Source organism: Nonomuraea sp. NBC_00507 (assembly GCF_036013525.1).
Taxonomy (GTDB): Bacteria; Actinomycetota; Actinomycetes; order Streptosporangiales; family Streptosporangiaceae; genus Nonomuraea.
The window spans coordinates 3286485-3303291 of record NZ_CP107853.1 but is presented as its reverse complement, the minus strand read 5'-3'; the positions used below and the strand labels follow the sequence as shown (position 1 = coordinate 3303291).

At 68.5% G+C, this 16807-nt stretch carries 21 protein-coding genes and 1 pseudogene; 7 read left to right on the top strand and 15 right to left on the bottom strand.

Annotated elements, in window-relative coordinates; genetic code table 11:
* Position 1 precedes the first annotated feature (1 nt).
* Entirely contained in the window at positions 2 to 454 is a 453-nt protein-coding gene (locus tag OHA25_RS16640) for a TIGR03618 family F420-dependent PPOX class oxidoreductase (RefSeq protein ID WP_327588474.1), read from the top strand.
* Positions 455 to 925: 471 nt separating this feature from the next.
* Here OHA25_RS16640 and OHA25_RS16635 read toward each other — a convergent pair whose 3' ends face one another.
* From OHA25_RS16635 to OHA25_RS16610, 6 genes are all read right to left on the bottom strand, one after another.
* On the bottom strand, positions 926 to 1660 hold the full coding sequence (locus OHA25_RS16635; RefSeq protein ID WP_327588473.1) for a VOC family protein: 735 nt from the start codon (positions 1658 to 1660) through the stop codon (positions 926 to 928).
* Positions 1661 to 1728: 68 nt separating this feature from the next.
* Positions 1729 to 2316 carry a PadR family transcriptional regulator gene (locus OHA25_RS16630; RefSeq protein WP_327588472.1) on the bottom strand — a complete coding sequence of 196 codons (588 nt, stop codon included), beginning with the start codon at positions 2314 to 2316 and terminating at the stop codon, positions 1729 to 1731.
* 84 nt (positions 2317 to 2400) lie between these two features.
* Positions 2401 to 2697 (bottom strand): DUF2637 domain-containing protein, encoded by a 297-nt coding sequence (locus OHA25_RS16625; protein WP_327588471.1) that lies wholly within the window; start codon positions 2695 to 2697, stop codon positions 2401 to 2403.
* Positions 2698 to 2897: 200 nt separating this feature from the next.
* Positions 2898 to 3254 (bottom strand): hypothetical protein, encoded by a 357-nt coding sequence (locus tag OHA25_RS16620; RefSeq protein ID WP_327588470.1) that lies wholly within the window; start codon positions 3252 to 3254, stop codon positions 2898 to 2900.
* A gap of 264 nt (positions 3255 to 3518) precedes the next feature.
* Complete coding sequence (locus OHA25_RS16615; RefSeq protein ID WP_327588469.1) at positions 3519 to 5717, bottom strand: RHS repeat-associated core domain-containing protein; 2199 nt, start codon at positions 5715 to 5717, stop codon at positions 3519 to 3521.
* A gap of 137 nt (positions 5718 to 5854) precedes the next feature.
* Positions 5855 to 6034: a hypothetical protein gene (locus OHA25_RS16610; protein ID WP_327588468.1), complete on the bottom strand. Its 180-nt coding sequence runs from the start codon at positions 6032 to 6034 to the stop codon at positions 5855 to 5857.
* Between the two features lie 242 nt (positions 6035 to 6276).
* Here OHA25_RS16610 and OHA25_RS16605 point away from each other — a divergent pair, with 242 nt between their 5' ends.
* Positions 6277 to 7257 (top strand): pentapeptide repeat-containing protein, encoded by a 981-nt coding sequence (locus OHA25_RS16605; protein WP_327588467.1) that lies wholly within the window; start codon positions 6277 to 6279, stop codon positions 7255 to 7257.
* Here the strand turns inward: OHA25_RS16605 and OHA25_RS16600 are convergent.
* The 4 genes from OHA25_RS16600 to OHA25_RS16585 form a co-directional block, all read right to left on the bottom strand.
* Positions 7202 to 8428, bottom strand: a complete 1227-nt coding sequence (locus OHA25_RS16600; protein ID WP_327588466.1) for a hypothetical protein — start codon at positions 8426 to 8428, stop codon at positions 7202 to 7204. The genes OHA25_RS16605 and OHA25_RS16600 overlap by 56 nt on opposite strands.
* Positions 8429 to 9124: 696 nt before the next feature.
* Entirely contained in the window at positions 9125 to 9775 is a 651-nt protein-coding gene (locus OHA25_RS16595; RefSeq protein WP_327588465.1) for a hypothetical protein, read from the bottom strand.
* Positions 9776 to 9805: 30 nt separating this feature from the next.
* Entirely contained in the window at positions 9806 to 10183 is a 378-nt protein-coding gene (locus tag OHA25_RS16590; protein ID WP_327588464.1) for a hypothetical protein, read from the bottom strand.
* Between the two features lie 66 nt (positions 10184 to 10249).
* Entirely contained in the window at positions 10250 to 10546 is a 297-nt protein-coding gene (locus OHA25_RS16585; RefSeq protein WP_327588463.1) for a hypothetical protein, read from the bottom strand.
* A gap of 564 nt (positions 10547 to 11110) precedes the next feature.
* Between OHA25_RS16585 and OHA25_RS16580 the strand changes: the two genes are divergently transcribed.
* Complete coding sequence (locus tag OHA25_RS16580) at positions 11111 to 11449, top strand: hypothetical protein (RefSeq protein ID WP_327588462.1); 339 nt, start codon at positions 11111 to 11113, stop codon at positions 11447 to 11449.
* Positions 11450 to 11593: 144 nt separating this feature from the next.
* Here OHA25_RS16580 and OHA25_RS16575 read toward each other — a convergent pair whose 3' ends face one another.
* Complete coding sequence (locus tag OHA25_RS16575) at positions 11594 to 12520, bottom strand: hypothetical protein (RefSeq protein ID WP_327588461.1); 927 nt, start codon at positions 12518 to 12520, stop codon at positions 11594 to 11596.
* A 366-nt stretch (positions 12521 to 12886) separates the two neighbouring features.
* Here OHA25_RS16575 and OHA25_RS16570 point away from each other — a divergent pair, with 366 nt between their 5' ends.
* A complete protein-coding gene (locus tag OHA25_RS16570) occupies positions 12887 to 13420 on the top strand; it encodes a CAP domain-containing protein (RefSeq protein ID WP_327588460.1) in 534 nt (177 codons plus the stop codon).
* Positions 13421 to 13454: 34 nt separating this feature from the next.
* On the opposite strand, the gene OHA25_RS16565 is transcribed toward OHA25_RS16570, so the two are convergent.
* Complete coding sequence (locus tag OHA25_RS16565; protein ID WP_327588459.1) at positions 13455 to 13784, bottom strand: hypothetical protein; 330 nt, start codon at positions 13782 to 13784, stop codon at positions 13455 to 13457.
* A gap of 5 nt (positions 13785 to 13789) precedes the next feature.
* On the opposite strand from OHA25_RS16565, the pseudogene OHA25_RS61365 reads away from it, so the two are divergent.
* Positions 13790 to 14107: pseudogene (locus OHA25_RS61365) on the top strand (IS200/IS605 family accessory protein TnpB-related protein); the annotation flags it as partial.
* A 17-nt stretch (positions 14108 to 14124) separates the two neighbouring features.
* On the opposite strand, the gene OHA25_RS16560 reads toward OHA25_RS61365, so the two are convergent.
* The gene (locus OHA25_RS16560) at positions 14125 to 14295 is read right to left on the bottom strand and encodes a hypothetical protein (RefSeq protein WP_327588458.1); all 171 of its coding nucleotides are present in this window, start codon (positions 14293 to 14295) and stop codon (positions 14125 to 14127) included.
* A 77-nt stretch (positions 14296 to 14372) separates the two neighbouring features.
* On the bottom strand, positions 14373 to 15422 hold the full coding sequence (locus tag OHA25_RS16555) for an aldo/keto reductase (protein ID WP_327588457.1): 1050 nt from the start codon (positions 15420 to 15422) through the stop codon (positions 14373 to 14375).
* A gap of 49 nt (positions 15423 to 15471) precedes the next feature.
* Here OHA25_RS16555 and OHA25_RS16550 point away from each other — a divergent pair, with 49 nt between their 5' ends.
* On the top strand, positions 15472 to 15867 hold the full coding sequence (locus tag OHA25_RS16550) for a MerR family transcriptional regulator (RefSeq protein WP_327588456.1): 396 nt from the start codon (positions 15472 to 15474) through the stop codon (positions 15865 to 15867).
* 25 nt (positions 15868 to 15892) lie between these two features.
* Here OHA25_RS16550 and OHA25_RS16545 read toward each other — a convergent pair whose 3' ends face one another.
* A complete protein-coding gene (locus tag OHA25_RS16545; RefSeq protein WP_327588455.1) occupies positions 15893 to 16045 on the bottom strand; it encodes a hypothetical protein in 153 nt (50 codons plus the stop codon).
* Positions 16046 to 16223: 178 nt separating this feature from the next.
* On the opposite strand from OHA25_RS16545, the gene OHA25_RS16540 reads away from it, so the two are divergent.
* On the top strand, positions 16224 to 16628 hold the full coding sequence (locus tag OHA25_RS16540; protein ID WP_327588454.1) for a hypothetical protein: 405 nt from the start codon (positions 16224 to 16226) through the stop codon (positions 16626 to 16628).
* Positions 16629 to 16807 lie beyond the last annotated feature (179 nt).

The window sequence follows — 16807 nt, the reverse complement described above, 5'->3', positions numbered from 1 at the left end:
CGTGACCGATCTAACCGCCTTCGCCGAACTGACACCTCTCGATCACGGCTTGTGCGTGCTCAACACGCTGCGCCGCGATGGCAGTGTCCAGTCCTCTGTGGTCAACGCCGGAGTGCTGGAACATCCACTCCGGGGAGAGCCGGTCGTCGGGCTCGTCGCCACCGGCGGCTCCCGCAAGCTGCACCATCTGCGTGCCGACCCCCGCGCCACGATCGTCGCCCGCGCCGGCTGGCGATGGGTAACCGTCGAGGGAGACGCCGAGATCATCGGCCCCGACGACCCGCACCCCGACGTCAACAGCGAAGCACTGCGGCTGTTGCTACGGGACATCTTCAAAGCCGCCGGTGGCACGCACGACGACTACGACACCTACGACCGGGTCATGGCCGAAGAGCGACGAGCCGCCGTCCTCATCGCTCCCCGCCGCGTCTACACCAATCCGCAGACCTCATGACGCGAGTCGACGTGCGACCCCGCCCTCGCCGATGAGTCCGCCCCCGGCATAACGTCGTACGGCGATGCCGGTCATGGCTCTCTGCCTGCTCGCCACGCTGGCGCCCCAGCAGGCCCTCGCGTCAACTCACGGCGCCCTCGACTGGAGCCCGTGCCCGGGTGCCGATGGCGGTCTCGGCATGAAGTGCTCCGCGTGCCGGTGGACTGGCCCCAGCCTGCCAGACGAAAGATCACACTGATGCTCGGGCGGTTGTCCGCCGATGGGCCGCGCAAGGCGAAGGACTTGGTTCTGGTCAACTTCGGCGCGAGAACTCCCGGCGCCGTGCGGCGGCAGGGCGGCCACCAGCGGGTGGTCCTTGTCGATCTTCCCGAGCTTGTGCGCGTCATGGCATGTTGTCCAGGCACAGATCACGGTTGTGATCAGCGCCGGGGTCCTGCCTCTTGCCCGTGGCGGTCCGGTGCCGGGTGTGGGTCAGGCCTGCTGTGCGGGCCGGAGAACGGCCTCCATGTCGTCGAGTGCGGCCAGGGTCTCGGCAAGCTTGTCGCGCTCGGCTTCGGAGAGGGTGAGCGCGCGGGCCCGGGCGAGGGCGTCGCCGGCGGCGACGGGGTCCTCGGCGCGGAGTGCGAGTTCGGCGCGGTAGGCCAGCGCTTCGAGCAGCTCGGCCGCCGTCGCGGTGTCCTTGTCCCGCTCAAGGGCCGTGTCCAGGATCTGGGCCGCCCGTACGTGCTTGCCGTGGGAGTCGCCCATCACGACCGCCCTGTGCAAAGTCGTGGTGAGCTTGCCGGAGACCGCCTCCTTCTCCTCAGGCACGGGTTTGGCGGCCGTGATCCTGATCCAGTTCCCGCCGGGGTCGATGACGGCGAATCCGGAATGGTTCTCGGCGTTCTTGCGCTTGCGGGGCCGGGTCATCCGGGGGATCCCGGAGACCAGGAGTTTGCCGTGGGCCTGGCGCATGCCGGCGGCGAACGCCTCGAAGAGCTCTGCGGTGTCGGGCACGATGACCACGCAGGTCCCGTAGGAGTCCTCGGGCTTGAAGCCCTCCGGCATGCCAAAGAAGCCGAGCTGGAGGTCTTCGCGTTTGAGCGACACGTACGGGTTCGGGCGGACCTGGTAGTAGGTCCGGGTGAAGCCCAGCATGGTGTAGAACTCGACGATCTCGTCGATGTCCCGGCAGGGAAGCAGCGGTATAGCGATCTCGTGGGCCATGGGTGTCTCCGTTCCGATGACGGGTACTGCTGTGGTCGGCGGGTCCCGGACGCGGTAGGGCGGGACTGCTATTCGGCTTGCTGCGCGGCTGCGGGTGCCTCGCCGGCCATGGTGAACGCGCCCTCTTCCAGGCGGCGGATCAGCCGGTGGGTCCATTGGGCGCCGGTGTCGGCGGTGGTCAGCCACAGGGACAGGACCTCGCCTACCGGCCCCCAGGCGTCCAGATCGGTGTCCGCGGGCAGGTGCGAGGTGATGCTTGTACGCCACTCGTGCATCGCGCGGGCTCGCTCGCGCAGCATCTGCAGGGCACGCTCCCGGGGAAGGTCCTCGATCAGGCCGACGGCGGCGCCCAGTACGTCCAGGCTCGGCTCGCGGTCGGCGAGGGCGCGGCTGAGGAGGGTGAAGTATTCCTGTTCGCCTTTGTCGGTCAGCTCGTACTCGATCCGCGGCGGGCCCCCGGCTTCGGAGGGGACTGTCTCGTGCGTCACCAGCAGGCCCTGGGCGGCCATGCTCTTGAGCGCGTGGTACACCGAGCCCGACGTGGCGGTGGACCACTCGTGCGCGCCCCACGACTCCAGATCAACGCGGACCTGGTAGCCGTGTGCGCGTCCGCGTCTGCGCAGCGCTCCCAGCACCAGCAGCCGTACGGACTTCATCGAGCTCCTCTCGGCCTGCGCTAGCCAAATTTGCCTAGCTCGATCAAGAAGAATACCGCCGCCTCCCCCACTAGCCAAATTTAGCTAGTCAGGACCCAAGGGTTCCTGCTCTCCCTGCGGATGTTGTGACCGCGACTTCTCCGGCATGCGGGCGATACCTGTCGGCTCCGCCACCACCACGTTGGCTCCGATGCTGGCGAGGCTACTGATGATCAACAAACCCCAGGGCAGCACACCCCCACGCGCCCCATAGCGGCTGGCCCGCAGCAGCGTCATCGACGCCGCCACGATCGTGCCATCCACCGCCAGCGGGATGAGCGCAGCAGCCAGCTCATCCTCACCCTGCGCCAAGGCCAACTCGCGCATGTGCCGGAACGACACCACAATTTCCCTGCCGAGAGAGCGCGCCGCCTGTAGCGAAACCGCCCAGCGAGAGCTGGGCGGTTTCACGTGAGGGTGCGCCGCCAGGGACTCGACCGGACCCGTAGTCGAGCTGACCGGTCCGGAGGAGGGTCCGCTTGCCTCGGCCCGGTGGTCGGGGACGAGGCGCGGCTGCGGAAATCCGCGCTAGGCGAGCGGATCTACCACTGCGGGCCGCTGGTCCTCGAGATGATGTCCCGATCGTCCCCCAGCGGTTGCTGGTTGGCCTGCACCGGGCGGTAGCGGATGACGCTGACCTCCATCCGGAACGACGAATTCACGAACTCGCCGCGTTTGTAGTTTCCGTTGTTGGGGTCATAGGTGCGAGCGTAGTAGTCGGTCTGCACCCAGCGAACCGCGATCACGGGGGCCAGATAGGCGACCCTCGCGCCGGGTTCCACCTCTTCGGTCTGGATGGCCGCAACCCCTTCGGTTGTCGTCGTGTCCTCGCCCCACGTACGGACATACGCGATGTCGAACTTCTCGAGCTTGCCGCGAAGCTCGATGGAGTTCCGCACCGACTTCGCGGTCGCCTCGCTGACATTCGTGTTTATCGCGATTGCGGTGGTGTTCTCCGTGATGGAGATCGGATTGATCGCGATGCCCTGGTCGACCCCGACTTCGCTCCATTGGCCGGTGTGCTCGACCCCCTCATAAGGCGGGTAGCAGCCAGAGACCAGCCCGGACGGTGAGCAGGCGTCGAAGTACCGGGTGTACTGCTGGTGCCGCTGGGCGTCCGCGGCCCGGGACGTCTCTATCCGCTTGCGCGCACATGCGGAGTCTCACCAGTTCAGGCCCGCCTTGTCGGCGTACCGGTCCGCCGAACCCTGCGTGACCGGCACCGGGGCGGCACCGCCGGACCCGCACACGTCGTCGGCGCACGCTCGCAGACCGGTCGGATCGGTCATGGTGACGGGGTTGTTGTTGCTGTACGCGTAGCCATGCATCTGCTGGGGATCGTTGACGTCGATGATGGGATCGACGCTGATGAAGGCACCGAGCGCGGGGTCGTATTCGCGCGCCCCGATGTGGGTGAGGCCGTTCGGATCGTTCGTCCCGTCGACGAAGCCCTTGTCGCCGGCCCACGCGGCGGGAGCCGTACCGCGAACTCCGCCGAAGGGAAGGGTACGGCGGCGGGAAACGCTCAGGTCGGTGGCCTTGATGAGGGCCTCGGTAGTGTTGTGGTGGTCTTGGGCGGTCCATGACAGGGCGCTCGGGGTGCGGACCGCGATGGCCGTACCCAGATGGGAGTAGTGGCGGGTGCCGGTCACCGTGCTGCCGGTCCGGCGTAATTCGAGACCGCCGGGCAGATAGAGGGTGGCGCCGCCGGGGTCGCGGCGCAGCATCCGGGTGCCGTCGACGTCGTAGAGGTTGGTGGTGGTCAGGCCGCCCTGGGTGGAGCTCGCGAGATGGCCTTCCTTGTCCCATGCCAGGGTGGTGGTGACGCCGCCGACCGTGCGACTGGTGGTGTTCCCCGCCGCATCGTAGGCGAAGGTGTCCGAGCCGGTCGCCGCGCCGGACTTGTCGATACGGGTGACGGCGTGCGGTTTGCTGCCGGCGGCGCCGCCCTGGGGAGGCTGCGCGTAGTCCCGGACCGTGTTCGTGGCGGCATGCCAGGTCTCGACGTCGCGCCCGCCGGTGAGGCTGTAGCTGTAAGAGTGCCAGTAGCTCGCCGGGCCACCCAGACCGGTCAGCGATCGCGCGGCGGCGCAGTCACCGGTGGACGGTGTCCAGGCTTCGACGAGGCGGCGGAGGTAGTCAGTGGTGTAGCACTGGTAGTCGGCGGGCTGGCCGCCGTTGGGGGTGTCCGCGATGCGGGTCACGTTGCCGGCGTCGTCGTGGGCGTAGCCGAAGTCGACGACTTCGCTCTTGAATTCTGGGACCACCGAGAAGTTCGTGGTGCGGCCGGTCGGCTCATCGATGGTGCTGGTCTGCCAGACGCGCTTGCCGTCCTGGCCGAGGATGCGCTGGATCGCCTGACCACGCTGATTGTAGATCACGTCGTTGACGTAGATTTGCGATCCGGCGCTCAGGTAGGTCGGCGCGCCGACGGCGTTGTAGCCGAAGGTGAGCGTCTCGGCGGGCAAGCCGCCGGCGGCGGGTGAGGTGGTGGAGTCGATTTGGCCGTCCTGGTTGTAGGTGGTTCTGAAGGCGTACGACCCGGCCAGCGCCCCCTCGGCCGCCGGGATTGTGATCTTCGTGTCGGTGGGGCGACCGCCCGGGTCGTAGGCGGTGACCTCGGAGATATAGAGGTTGGCCCCGTCGTGGCGGATGGATTTGGCCGGTTTGCCCACGCCGTTGGCGGCGGTGTCGTAGATCCATTCCGCGAGTGGGTTGCCGGCCGCGTCACGCAGGGAGGTTTTGCGGCCCAGCGCGTCATAGGTGTACGCGAGGGTGATTTTCCTGGCGTCCGTGACGGTGACGAGCTGACCAGCGGCGTCGTAGGTGGACTCGGAGACGCCCTTGTCCGGGTCCGCGGTCTTGATCTTCCGGCCGCGCTGGTCGTAGGTGTAGCGCCAGACGTTGCCGGCGGCGTCGGTCACGGAGGCGAGGGCGCCGCCGTCGGTGTAGGTGTAGTCGGTGGCGTCGAAGGCCGTTCCCGTCCGGTACTGCCGCAGTTGTGTTGTGCGCCCACGGGCGTCGAGGAGGCTTTCGGTCTTGGTGCCCCCGGCCGGGGGCACCACGGTGGTGCGGTCGCCGCCGTGGGTGGTGACAGTTTTCCATCGGGGGACGCCGTTGGCCTTGAGCACGGTCTCCATGATCCGCCCGGACCCGTCGTAATGGTTCTCGGTCACCGACGGGATCGCCGTCGTCGGAGTGACCAGCGTGGTGACCGGCGCGCTGCCGTCGTGGTAGTACGGAGCCGAGGTCCAGGCGACCAGGCCCCGGGAGTCGCGAACGGTGTCGGTGATCAGCCGCCCGCCGCCGACCGCCTGGGTCTGGTTCTGCCGCTCGCGGAGCAGGCCGTCGAAAAGGGTCACCGAGGTCAGGTACTTGTTGGTGCCGGTCGGCAGCAGCTTCCTGGAGGTGATCGCCGACGGCGCGTTGGCGCGGATCAGGTAGGTGAAGGTCGTGTCGGCGCCCTGCGCACGATCCCGGCCGGGTAGCCAGACGGCTGTCAGTCCGCGCCCGCCCCAGCCGCCGGATACGTGACCTTCAGGCTGGGAACGTCGTTGAGCGGCAGGCCAGCCTCGAACCCGAGGTGATGCGGCAGCGTCCCCAACCTGGCGTCGTTGGGGGCGTGCGCGACCAGGCGCAACGCGTACGGCTCGGGCGTGCCGGGGATGATGACCTGCACGAGTCCTCCAGGAACGGTTGTGATCGTCGGCGTGATCCAATAGAGCCATGCGAGCCCGCGAGCCGACGCCCTCAGCCCGGCAGATCATCGCCGCCGCGACCACGGCCAAAGCCCGTCGCATGGCCAATGCCGCAACTCTGATCCCGCCATCCCCAGCACCGGTGCCAGCTCAGGCGAGACGACGATGGTTACGGCGATTGCTCTGGCTCTTACCTCTGCTGGCGGGGATCGTGGGGGCCGGAGTGGCAGCGACCATCGAGGGCATCCCGGACTGGGGCCGCTGGATCCTGGCCGGTACCGCCCTGGCCGGGATCTCCACACTCGGCATTGCCGCACTCATCGGGCCAGCCGCTCGCCGCCTGGCCGGAGAACAGCACCCCTTAACTCAGGCCGAGCGCCAGCAGATGACCGCCACAGAACGTGTGGAGGCCGTCAACGCTGCCCGCCACACCCTGATCCAGGCCGCCACCGGGCTGGTCGTCATCGGCGGTGTCGTCTTCACCGCGCAGGGCTTGTGGTACACCGCGCAGTCCCTCGACGCCTCCCGCCAGGCCCAGCGGACCGCCGAGCAGGGGCAGATCACCGACCGGTACATCAAGGCCGTGGAACAACTCGGCTCCACCAAGATGGACGTTCGCCTGGGCGGCATCTACGCCCTGGAACGGCTCGCGAAAGACTCCCCGCGCGACCACCAGACCGTGTACGAGGTGCTGGCCGCGTTCGTTCGCGAGCACGACCACAAGCTCAAGCCCGGCGTCCGTGTGCCGGGGGCACTCGCCACTGACGCGCAAGCCGCATTGACCGTCATCGGCCGTCGAGACGTCACCCTAGATACGCGTGGACCCAACCTGGTCCAGTCCCGTATTGCTAGGGCGGACCTGCGCCAATTGAATCTGGCCGGCGCGGACCTTTATGACACGGACCTTGCTGCCGCGGACCTGCGCAGCGCGAACTTGAACGGTGCGAATCTGACGGGCGCGAAGCTGCTTAACGCGGACCTGACGGGCGCGAACCTGGCTGGCGCGAAGCTGCGCGGCACGAACCTGGTTGACGTGGACCTTGCCTACGCGGACCTGCGCGGCGCCGACCTGGCCGGCGTGGACCTGGGCGGCACGTACCTGGTTGGCGCGGACCTGCGCGGCGCGGACCTGAGGCATGTACGGGGAGTCACAGTGGACGAAATACGGAAAGAGACCCGGGTTGATGAGACCACGAAATTCTGATCGCATCTGGGCGCCTAGGGTCTGATCGACATGCCAGCGATCCGTCGTCGCAGCCGGATCTCCTGGTCGGCGAGCCGGTCATCGAGGACGAGGTTCCCGCCGACGACCCCGCGGTCGGTGCGGGTGAGCGTGATCTGCCGTACCCGCAGCGCGACACGCTGCCCCGCCTCGCCGGGCGCGTAGATGCGGTCGCCGGGCACGTAGTCCCGCAAGGGAAGCCAGCGCGTGTTGTTCGCGAACAGCAGCTCGCGGGTGCGCTGTACCCGCTCGACCGCGCCGCGCACGAGCAGCGAGTCGCCGACGAGGTTCGCGGCGTCGCCTCGGTCACGCCAACCTGGCGGACGCCGACCTCCCACCGCCCCCACGGCAGCGGCGTACCGACGTTGACCCGCTCGACGCGGAATGAGCTGTCGCCGACGACGTACGCCGCGCTGGCCATGTCCTCCAGCGTGCCGACGTCGGGCGCGGCGCGGATGTCCCTGCCGCCGGCGAGCGCCACCGGGGTGGCTCCGGTGGTGAGGTCGCGGAAGATCGCGGTGCTGGGCCGCCACGCTGACAGAATGCGAGGGCTGGTCATGCGGATGTCGATGAGCCCGGCGTCCACGAGCGTGAGCAGGACCGCGAGCACGTCGGTGCCGAGCGGGATGCCCAGGCCGAACGTCTGGTTCCACGTCAGCGACGCCGAGTCCAGCGACCCGGTGAACGTCCACGCGAACCCCGACAGTGCGCCGCGCGCCTGCGCTTCGGTCGGCAGCGAGTTCATGATGAACCCGGCGGTGGCGTTGGGGGTCGGCGAGCCGTACATGCGCTGGCCGTTGACGGGGGCGATGGAGGCGTGCGCGTACGTGACGGCCTTCTTCAGCACCCACAGGTAGCTGGGGCAGTCGAAGCGCCACACGCCGGACAGGTCGAGCTGGTCGCCTTCGCGGCGGGCGCGGAGGAACCGGCCGTCGCCCTTCTCTGTCCAGACGTTGCCGTCCGCTGACCACTTGACGCCTATTTCGCACGGTGCGGCGACGAGTTCGGCTCCGACTGCGTGCGCGCTGTAGGCGAACTTCAAGCTCGGCACGTCGTTGAGAGGCCAGGCGACCTGGATGTCCAGGGGGTGCGGGAGGATGCCGAGTCGTGCGCCGTTGGGGGCGTAAGCGACGAGGCGGATGTCGAACGGCACCGCCCCTCCCCAGATTGCAGCGCTACGACGGGAGTAGCGCCTGTTCTCCGACGTGCGGGCGTGGCCAAGCTGGACGTTTATGTCCGGTCAATGCCCGGTTGCTGGCCTGGTTTTGTTCCTCCTCGTGATCGATCGTCTCTTGGTAAGAGAAAGGAGTTCTACTTTGATCCGGAACAAGTTGCTCACAGCAATGGCCGGAGCCACGCTCGTCGCAGGACTGACCGCCGCAGCGCCTTCGGGCGCAGCAGCGGTAACGACGGGCAGCGTGGCGGGGTCGGCCGTCGTTGCCTCGGAGAGTGGCTGCAGTCTCTACACCTGTATCGAGGCGTTCCGTACTGTGGCCAACGTGGTCTACGCCCGGGCAACGAAACGCCCCGGTGGACCCAACGTCTGCGAGAGCGCACCGTATCACTTCCGTATCTGGGGACCGGGGGGCAAGAGCGTTAACAGCGAGCTCATCCACTACTGCTGGCAGTGGACCAGGTATGTCACCTTCAGTCCTGGCAAGGTCTGCGCCGAAGGATGGGCCCACGTGCCCGGAGGGGTGCAGAGCAGAGGGTTGCCCTGCGTCACCCTCTGATTCCCGCCCTTAAGTCGTGCTCCAGTATGCACGCCGTTTGCACACAGGTTGCGGCACTCGGTGGACGCTGACTGGAGGGCAATGTCGCAGTCCGGGAGGACAAACGACGGCCTCAATCACAGGTACGCGCGCCGCGCCCGGACCTCCAGCCGGGATGCGGCGGTCGTGCCGGAGGCGGTGCAGTTGATGAGCACGGCGCGGGAGAACGGGTCGCCGACCGCGACGGCGGGGGTGAGGTGGATCCACCGTGACGCGCTGCCGGGTCCGAACACGGAGATGACGCCGGTCCGGTCGGTGCCTGTCGCGAGGTCCCAGGTGTCGGTGGTGACGACGGCGGCGCGCATCGCGGCGGCGTCGATCAGCAGCCGCTCGGACGCGGTGATGCTGTTGGAGCCGCCGGTGAGCAGGCCGACCGCGCCCTGTTTGGCCACGTCCCGGATGGTGATGCTGGTGGCCTGGCCGGTGACGCGGATCAGCGAGTCGGTGATGGGCGCGGTGCTCCCGGCCAGGGTGGTGATCGTCTGGCCGTTGGCGTTCGCCGAGCCTTCCCAGGTGGTGACCGTCTCGTCCCGCCAGTACACCGCGGGGACTTCGACGACGACGGTCAGGCGGGCGCGGGCGGCGCCGACCCACAGCTCAGGCTCGGAGGCGGCGATGACGGTCACGTCGGCGACGCGGACGATGCTCCCTGCCTGGTAGCGGAGGCTCATGAGCCGGTGCCGCACCCCCAGGAGCGCGGCCAGCAGCACATCCGGCGCCCACTGCAAGGTCCGGGATGCGCGGAAGGAAGCGGGCGACTACCGCGCAGGGCGCGATCGGCCTGGTGGCGGCGCTCGCTCCAGCAGCCCCGCGATCCGGCCGCGCAGCCACCGCCACGACCGGCCGCGGTCGCCCGCGATCGGCACATGCAGCTTCGTCGAGCGGACCTGCCCGAGCGGCACCGGAGTGCCCCAGAAATAGCGGGCCGCACGCTGGATCCAGCCGGTGAAGCCCTTACTTGGCCGGTCCCAGCCCTTGGGGTCCAGGCCGATGCCGTGCATCATCCCGGACGCGCCGTACACCTGCGCGAGCTGGTCAGGGTCGCCCGCGTACCAGGCTCCCCACTCCTCATACAGCCGCATCTCGCGCCGGATGTGCGGCGGCGGCCACTCCTGGTCATGGTCAGGCAGCGGCATGATCGCCCTCACTCTGTTCTCGAAGGGTCGCAACGTGTGTCGGCGGCGGCCGGAAGCGCGCGGGGGTCAGATGACGTCGATCAGCCCAGCTGGCAGCACCGGAAGCTGAGGCGGCGCGGTCACGCGCACCCACGCCTGCCAGGTGCCGTCCGGCTTGGCAACGGTGCCGCCAGGGCCAAACAGGATCTGCGCGACCGCGCCCCGCGCGCTGGCCGAGTCCGGCTTCCACTCGGCCGGCTTCCAGTCGCCGGGCACCGGTTCGACGCCGGGCACGGTGAACGCGACCTCCACCTGCTCCGTTCCGGCCGCGCCGTGCACCCAGAACGGCAGCCACTCCAGCGATAGCGACGAGATCGTCTCCACTGGGACTCCTTAAGCAACAACGATGCCGCGGCGGTTTGCCGCCAAGAGTCACATCCAGGCCGGATCAGGACCCCCGAGATAACTTCTGAGAACACCCAGGCGGACGCGGAAGGTATACAGCCGAAGCGACACGGTGCCCGTCACACCTCGCTTCCCACCAGCTGCGAGCAGTTGCTGGTCGACTACACCGCCCCACGCCCCGCTGTTCCAACCTCAACGCCATGCCGGACCATGGTCAACGACGACCACGCCCTGCCGCGCCCAACGGTCACCATCACCTGTCGAGGCGTCCATGCCGCGCGGCCACCGGGTTGGTGAGACATGGAGGGCCGGTTCTCCAAGAAACACATTGTTTGCCTGCCCGATGAGGGCTGCCAAACAATCTCGCCGCCACGATCCTGGCGGCATAGGCACGGCGGGCAAGCGGTCTCGGACAAGGACCCGCTTTCTGCTGAGCGCCCTGAGCCTCAACCTCTGCTCTGCGTGCAGGTAGGGCTTAGTGCGATCTGCTATTCGATCCCTGCAGATTTCGGAGGACAGATGAACGACAAAGGAACGCATCGCATGCGCGGCTTGGTGCGGGCGGGCACCGCGACTGTCGCCGCGACCGCCACCCTCCTGTGCATGACGACGGCGTCGGCTCAAGCCGACCGCAGCGGGGCCAACAGCCTCGGGCCCACGCGGCAGGCGGGATGGGAGGACGGAGGCTACTACGGATGCCTATATATAAGAGACGATCGGCTACTCAAGGACATCCACCTCGACAACATCTACTGCTCACGTCCGGCCAGGGTCAAGCTCGTCATCAAGGTGGGGCCGGACAAATGCGTGACCGTACCCGCCTACGGATGGAAGATCATCGACTATAACGGGTGGTGGCTGGACAAAGTGAAGAGCTGCTGAGTTCCGCGCTCCGGAGCCGCTAGTGGATCCACCTACTCCACTCACTCACGACCACGACAGGCCGCTGTAGGCAGCCGACGTCCCGGTGGAGTGGCTGCGACCGCAAGATAAAAAATGATCGACTCAGCGTCCAAAACCATGTTTTTACGCGCGGGAGGCGGACCAGGTACGGCGAGGCGGGTCAGCGCTCCACTGCCGCCGCGTCGGGGTGGCGCTCCACATGCGGCGCGGCCCGTCCACGCTGGTGATGTCGCGGCCGAGCTGCCTGAGCGGCCGGGCCTGATCGGTTTCGACGCTCCGCCCGACGAGGCGGATCTTGCGGCGGCCGACCGCATGCGCCAGGCCGGACTCGCTGGCCTGGCCGATCGTGCGGGCGTGGGCGGGCCGGACCGCGACTGCCGCACTCACGTCGAGCGCCTGCCCGAGGAGCCGCAGCTTGACGGGCCGGATCGGCAGCGCGAGATCAGTCTCGACGACGCGGCCGAGCGCGGCACCGGCGTCGCCTGTGACCGCTGCCGCAGTGTCGGCCTCCGTCACCTGCCCGATGATCCGGCGGTGCGCGGGCCTGACCTGAGCGGCCGAGCCCGTTTCGCCGGCCCGGCCCACCGTCCGGACCTTCCGCCTCGCAACCAAGCTCGCAGCGTCGGCTTCGACGACCTGGCCGACCGGCAGCACCTTGACCGCCCGGATCGGCAGCGCCGCATCCGTGCTGGCGGCCGGGCCGACCAGCCTGACCTTGCGAGCCGTGACGGGCCGCGCCACATCGGACTCGGTGACCCTGCCGACAGGCGCGACGATCTGCGACAGCGCCGACCCGAGCTTGACGTCGGATACGGCGATGTCGTCGATGTACCGCTGGCTGGCGGAGTCACAATGGATGTGGAACTCGGCGTCCCGAGGCTTACCACCCGGCCACGCGACGGTGGAAGAGATCACGTAGTCGTCATGAACGGCGGAGTCGGCGGACAGGTAGATCCACATTTCGACGGTGCCGTTACCGGCCCCGTTGATCGTGTACCGCCACTCGACGCGCGCCCACTGCCCGACCGGGACGACCAGCGAACTGCCCACGACGTGCACCCTGCGGACCCGGTGTAGATGTCGATGACGCCACCCGGGAACATCCACGCCTTCGACACGACGCCGGTAGGGCCGATCAGGGCGAACAACCCGCCGGTGGCCACCTCCTCCGCCGCCCGGTAGACGTACATGCGCGCACTGGTCTGCTCTGACCGGTGCTCCACACACCCGCGGCGATCAATCCGTCCCCCTAGCGGACGCATGGACCCCGCAGGAAGCCGGCCAGCCACGTCAGCGACGCCTGTCACAACCCACGAACACTGCGTATGAGTAGGGGCTACTCATGCGGTCTGTCGTCGGGCGATGAACCCTGGCTGTCGGAGGCATCGGCAGAGGGGACCGGATATGGGCAGGCGAATGACCGCGTCGCTGGTGGTGCTGGCAGTTGTCGGTAGCTCGGCGGAGAGCTGCGATCCGGCGCCGGGACCATCCGGGCCGTCATCGGGGTACTACGAAACGCAGGAGACGGCGGTGGGGATTCACTACCTGAACCACCGCTTGGGGCGGCACTGTTCGACGCAGCAGGCGAACACCGGCCTTCGCGACCTGGCACGAGCGCACAGTAGGGACCTGGCGGAGCACCACGCCGCGCCGATCGACAAGTACGGCGAGAACGACAACCGCCGAGGCCACATCGGCTCAGACGATACCTTGCCATGGGGCCAGGACGGCAGAATCAAGAAGGCGCTCGGCTTCAACACCCAGGCTGAGAACGCTTACTGGTACCAGGGCAAACCCGCCGATGCCATCGGCCCCGCCTGGCAGTTCTGGAGCACCAGCCCCACCCACCTCGCCAACCTGAACAACTGTGCCCTCACCAACCACGGCGTAGGTGTCTACTACAACGCCACAACCGGCTGGACCTACCTCACCCATGACTTCGGCGGCTGAGGCGTGGACCAGGGGAAACGGACTGAGCGCAAGGTCAGCACCGCGCCGCCCGACCCAACAACCGCGTGATCTCCACCGTCGCCGGGATCACCCACCCGCCGCGAGCGCCGATCTGCTCCGCGAACACCGCCAGCGACGGCAGCGACCAGCCGCCATCGTCCCCTTCCTCCTGCTCCTCCGGGTCGGGGTCGGGGTTGGGGCGCGGGGTGTGGCTGCTGCAGGTCGCCGTCACCCTGCCCAAACCGGCGGTGCGCGAGCCGGTCAACGGCGTCCTCGGGGTGGACCAAGGGCTGGCGAACCTGGCCGTCACCAACGACGGCGCGGTGCTGCTCGGCCCGGCGCTGCCCGGGCCGATCCACGGCAACGGACATGTGCGCGGCCTGCGGGAGCGCAGGCATCGGGCAGCGCCGGCGTTTGCAGAAGAAGGGCACTCCTGCGGCGCGGCGGGTGCTGCGCCGCCTGTCCGGGCGCGAGCACCGGATGATGACCGACATCAACCACCAAATCAGCAAACACGTGGTGCGCGAAGCCGAACGCACCGGCCGCGGCATCGCCCTGGAGGACCTCCGGGGCATCCGCGGCCGGGCAAGGGCTCACCGGCTCCAGCGGCGCACCCTGCACGGCTGGGCCTTCGCCCAGCTGATCGACTTCACCCGCTACAAGGCCGCGCGGGCCGGGATCGCCTTCATGCTGGTCGACCCCGCCTACACCTCCCAGGCCTGCCCGACTGCGGGTGCGTCTCCAGAGCGAACCGGCCCGCCCGGGGCCGGTTCCTCTGCACCGGCTGTGGCCTCGCTGGGCACGCCGACCACGTCGCGGCCCGCAACGTCGCCGTACGCGGTGATGCGGGCTGGGCTGCTGTCAACCAGCCGCACGCTACCGGCCTCCCTTCAGCCAGACGGGACCGTGAGAGCAAGCCACCGGCTTCGGCCGGTGGTAGTTGACTTCTGGGTCAGCTCGCGGCGCGGTCGCCGAGCGGGCGGCGGCGCAAGGCGGGGTCGGTCAGGGGCGCGGGGCTCCAGAGGCCGACAGGGTGGTAGACGTTGGTGCCGGGCGGCACGAGCTCGTCGATCCGGTCGAGCACGGTGTCGTCGAGCACCAGCGAGGCGCCCTTCAGCAAGCCATCCAGCTGCTCCATCGTGCGCGGGCCGAGGATGACCGAGGTGACCGCCGGGTGTGACGCAACGAAGCCGACGGCCAGCGCCGGCAGGGTGCAGCCGAGCTCGTCCGCCAGTTTCACCAGTTCCTCGACGACCTCCAGCTTGGCTGCGTTGACCGAGGTAGACGGGTCGAACCGTTCTGGCGCGAGCGCGGCGCGGCCCCGCGACAGGTCGACCTGCTGCCCCTTGCGGTAACGACCGGTCAGGAACCCCCAGCCCAGCGGGCTGTAGGTGAGCACGCCCATACCGAGCCGCTGCGCCGTGGGAAGGACGTCGCCCTCGATGCCGCGGGCCAGGATGTTGTACGGCGGCTGCTCGGTGCGGAACCGGTACAAGCCGCGCTGCCGGGCCACGTGGTAGGCCTCGACCGTCTCGTGCGCCGGGAACGCCGAGCTGCCGAAGGCCCGGATTTTGCCCTGCCGGACCAGATCGGTCAGTGCCGAGAGGGTCTCCTCGATGTCGGTCCGGTGGTCGGGGCGGTGGATCTGGTAGAGGTCGATCCAGTCGGTGCGCAGCCGCTTGAGACTCGCCTCGACCTCGCGCATGATCCAACGCCGCGAGTTCCCGCTGCGGTTGGGCCCCTCCCCCATCTGGAAGTGCACCTTCGTCGCCAGCACCACCTCGTCTCGCCGGCCCTGCAGCGCCTTGCCCACGATCTCCTCGGATTCGCCCGCCGAGTACATGTCAGCGGTGTCGACGAAGTTGATCCCGTGGTCGAGGGCGGTGTGGATGATGCGGATGCTGTCATCGTGGTCGGGGTTGCCGGCCGAGCCGAACATCATGGTGCCGAGGCAGTGGGTGCTGACCTCGATACCAGTGCCGCCGAGGATGCGATATCTCATGCTTCTGAACCGTAGAATCTAGAGCCGACTCTAGGTCAAACTGGGCCGCATGTCGGCTTTGAGCATCGGCCAGGTCGCCGAGCGCACCGGGCTCAGCGTGCACACACTCCGGTTCTACGAGCGGGAGGGGCTGCTGGCCCAGCCGGTACGGCGGGGAGCCGCAGGGCACCGGGTCTACAGCGAGGATGACGTCGACTGGCTGGGCGTGTGCATCCGGCTGCGGGCCTCCGGCATGCCCCTGACCGACATCCGACGCTACACCGAGCTCGTCAGGGCGGGCCAAGGCAACGAGGTGGAACGGCTGGAGGTGTTGCGCGAACATCGGGAACGGGTGCTCTCCCAGATGCATGAACTCAACGAGTGCCTCAAGCTGATCACCCACAAGGTGGCCGTCTACGAGAGCCGTCTGGGTTTGCGGGACAACGTCCCAGATTGTGCGCCCTAAGCCTCTTCGGGGATTGCTTCGATGCTCACCGCTGGCGAGACCGGCCGGGAACGAGCCTGGCGTCCTGGAACGCCCACCGTCGAAGGCGCGTGACCTGGCCGGGGACCGTGAACAGGTCGATGAAACCGAGCCCGCGGGTCCAGAAATCCACGGCGGCGGCCAGGTCTGACGTCGGCACGGTGGGTTTCCAGCGCCGGCCATACGTGCCGTGTCAGCGGCCGCGTCAGCACGGCGACGGCCCGCTATCAGAGGGGTCGGCGATCGTAAAGGCCATGAACGGCGCGGCGGTCACGGCCACCAGGCCGGGGCCACCGGGCACCAGCAAGAACCCACCTCTCACAAAGGAACACACCATCATGGCCATCACCCTCTCCGAGCAGGACCAGCACACCCTCCGCATCGCCGCCTGGGGCGCCGTCTCCCTGATCACCGCCGCCGGCGCCGCCGGCTCCCCGCACAAGGCCGCCACCCAGGCCTCCATCGCCCTGACCTCCGCCACCGGCGTCGTCGGGCACGTGCTCACCAAGGCGCCCAAGGGCCTGTACAGCAGCAAGACCACCGCCGCCCTCGCTGACAAGGTGCTGCCCGCCCTGACCGCGTCCATGACCCTGCTCCAGCAGCTGGACGCCGCCGAGGCCGACAACTTCCGCCGCACCGTTCTCGTCACCATCGAGGCCGCCGGCCACGGCCAGAAGAGCGAGCCCAGCCCCACCATGGCCGAGATGGCCCGCAAGATCACCGCAGCCCTCGACGCCGCCTGATGCGATGTCAGCCTCGTGTCACAGGGGTCCGCTTCGAACCCCTGTGACACGACGGCGTGCGCACGATCCTGACAGGACGGCCCATTCACGCGGTCGGTGTTCGGCTCTGCGATCGGGGTCCGGCCGAAAATCGTTTGCCTCGCGTGGTGGGCTCGGGGAATGTGGTGTCCATGAGGCTC

What these genes read in the sequence shown, in the direction of transcription:
- OHA25_RS16635 (WP_327588473.1), bottom strand. Translation starts at nt 1,660, where the DNA reads ATGGCCCACGAGATCGCTATACCGCTGCTTCCCTGCCGGGACATCGAC.
- OHA25_RS16555 (WP_327588457.1), bottom strand. Translation starts at nt 15,422, where the DNA reads ATGAGATATCGCATCCTCGGCGGCACTGGTATCGAGGTCAGCACCCAC.
- OHA25_RS16590 (WP_327588464.1), bottom strand. Translation starts at nt 10,183, where the DNA reads ATGCCGCTGCCTGACCATGACCAGGAGTGGCCGCCGCCGCACATCCGG.
- OHA25_RS16550 (WP_327588456.1), top strand. Translation starts at nt 15,472, where the DNA reads ATGTCGGCTTTGAGCATCGGCCAGGTCGCCGAGCGCACCGGGCTCAGC.
- OHA25_RS16630 (WP_327588472.1), bottom strand. Translation starts at nt 2,316, where the DNA reads ATGAAGTCCGTACGGCTGCTGGTGCTGGGAGCGCTGCGCAGACGCGGA.
- OHA25_RS16580 (WP_327588462.1), top strand. Translation starts at nt 11,111, where the DNA reads ATGCGCGGCTTGGTGCGGGCGGGCACCGCGACTGTCGCCGCGACCGCC.
- OHA25_RS16570 (WP_327588460.1), top strand. Translation starts at nt 12,887, where the DNA reads ATGACCGCGTCGCTGGTGGTGCTGGCAGTTGTCGGTAGCTCGGCGGAG.
- OHA25_RS16540 (WP_327588454.1), top strand. Translation starts at nt 16,224, where the DNA reads ATGGCCATCACCCTCTCCGAGCAGGACCAGCACACCCTCCGCATCGCC.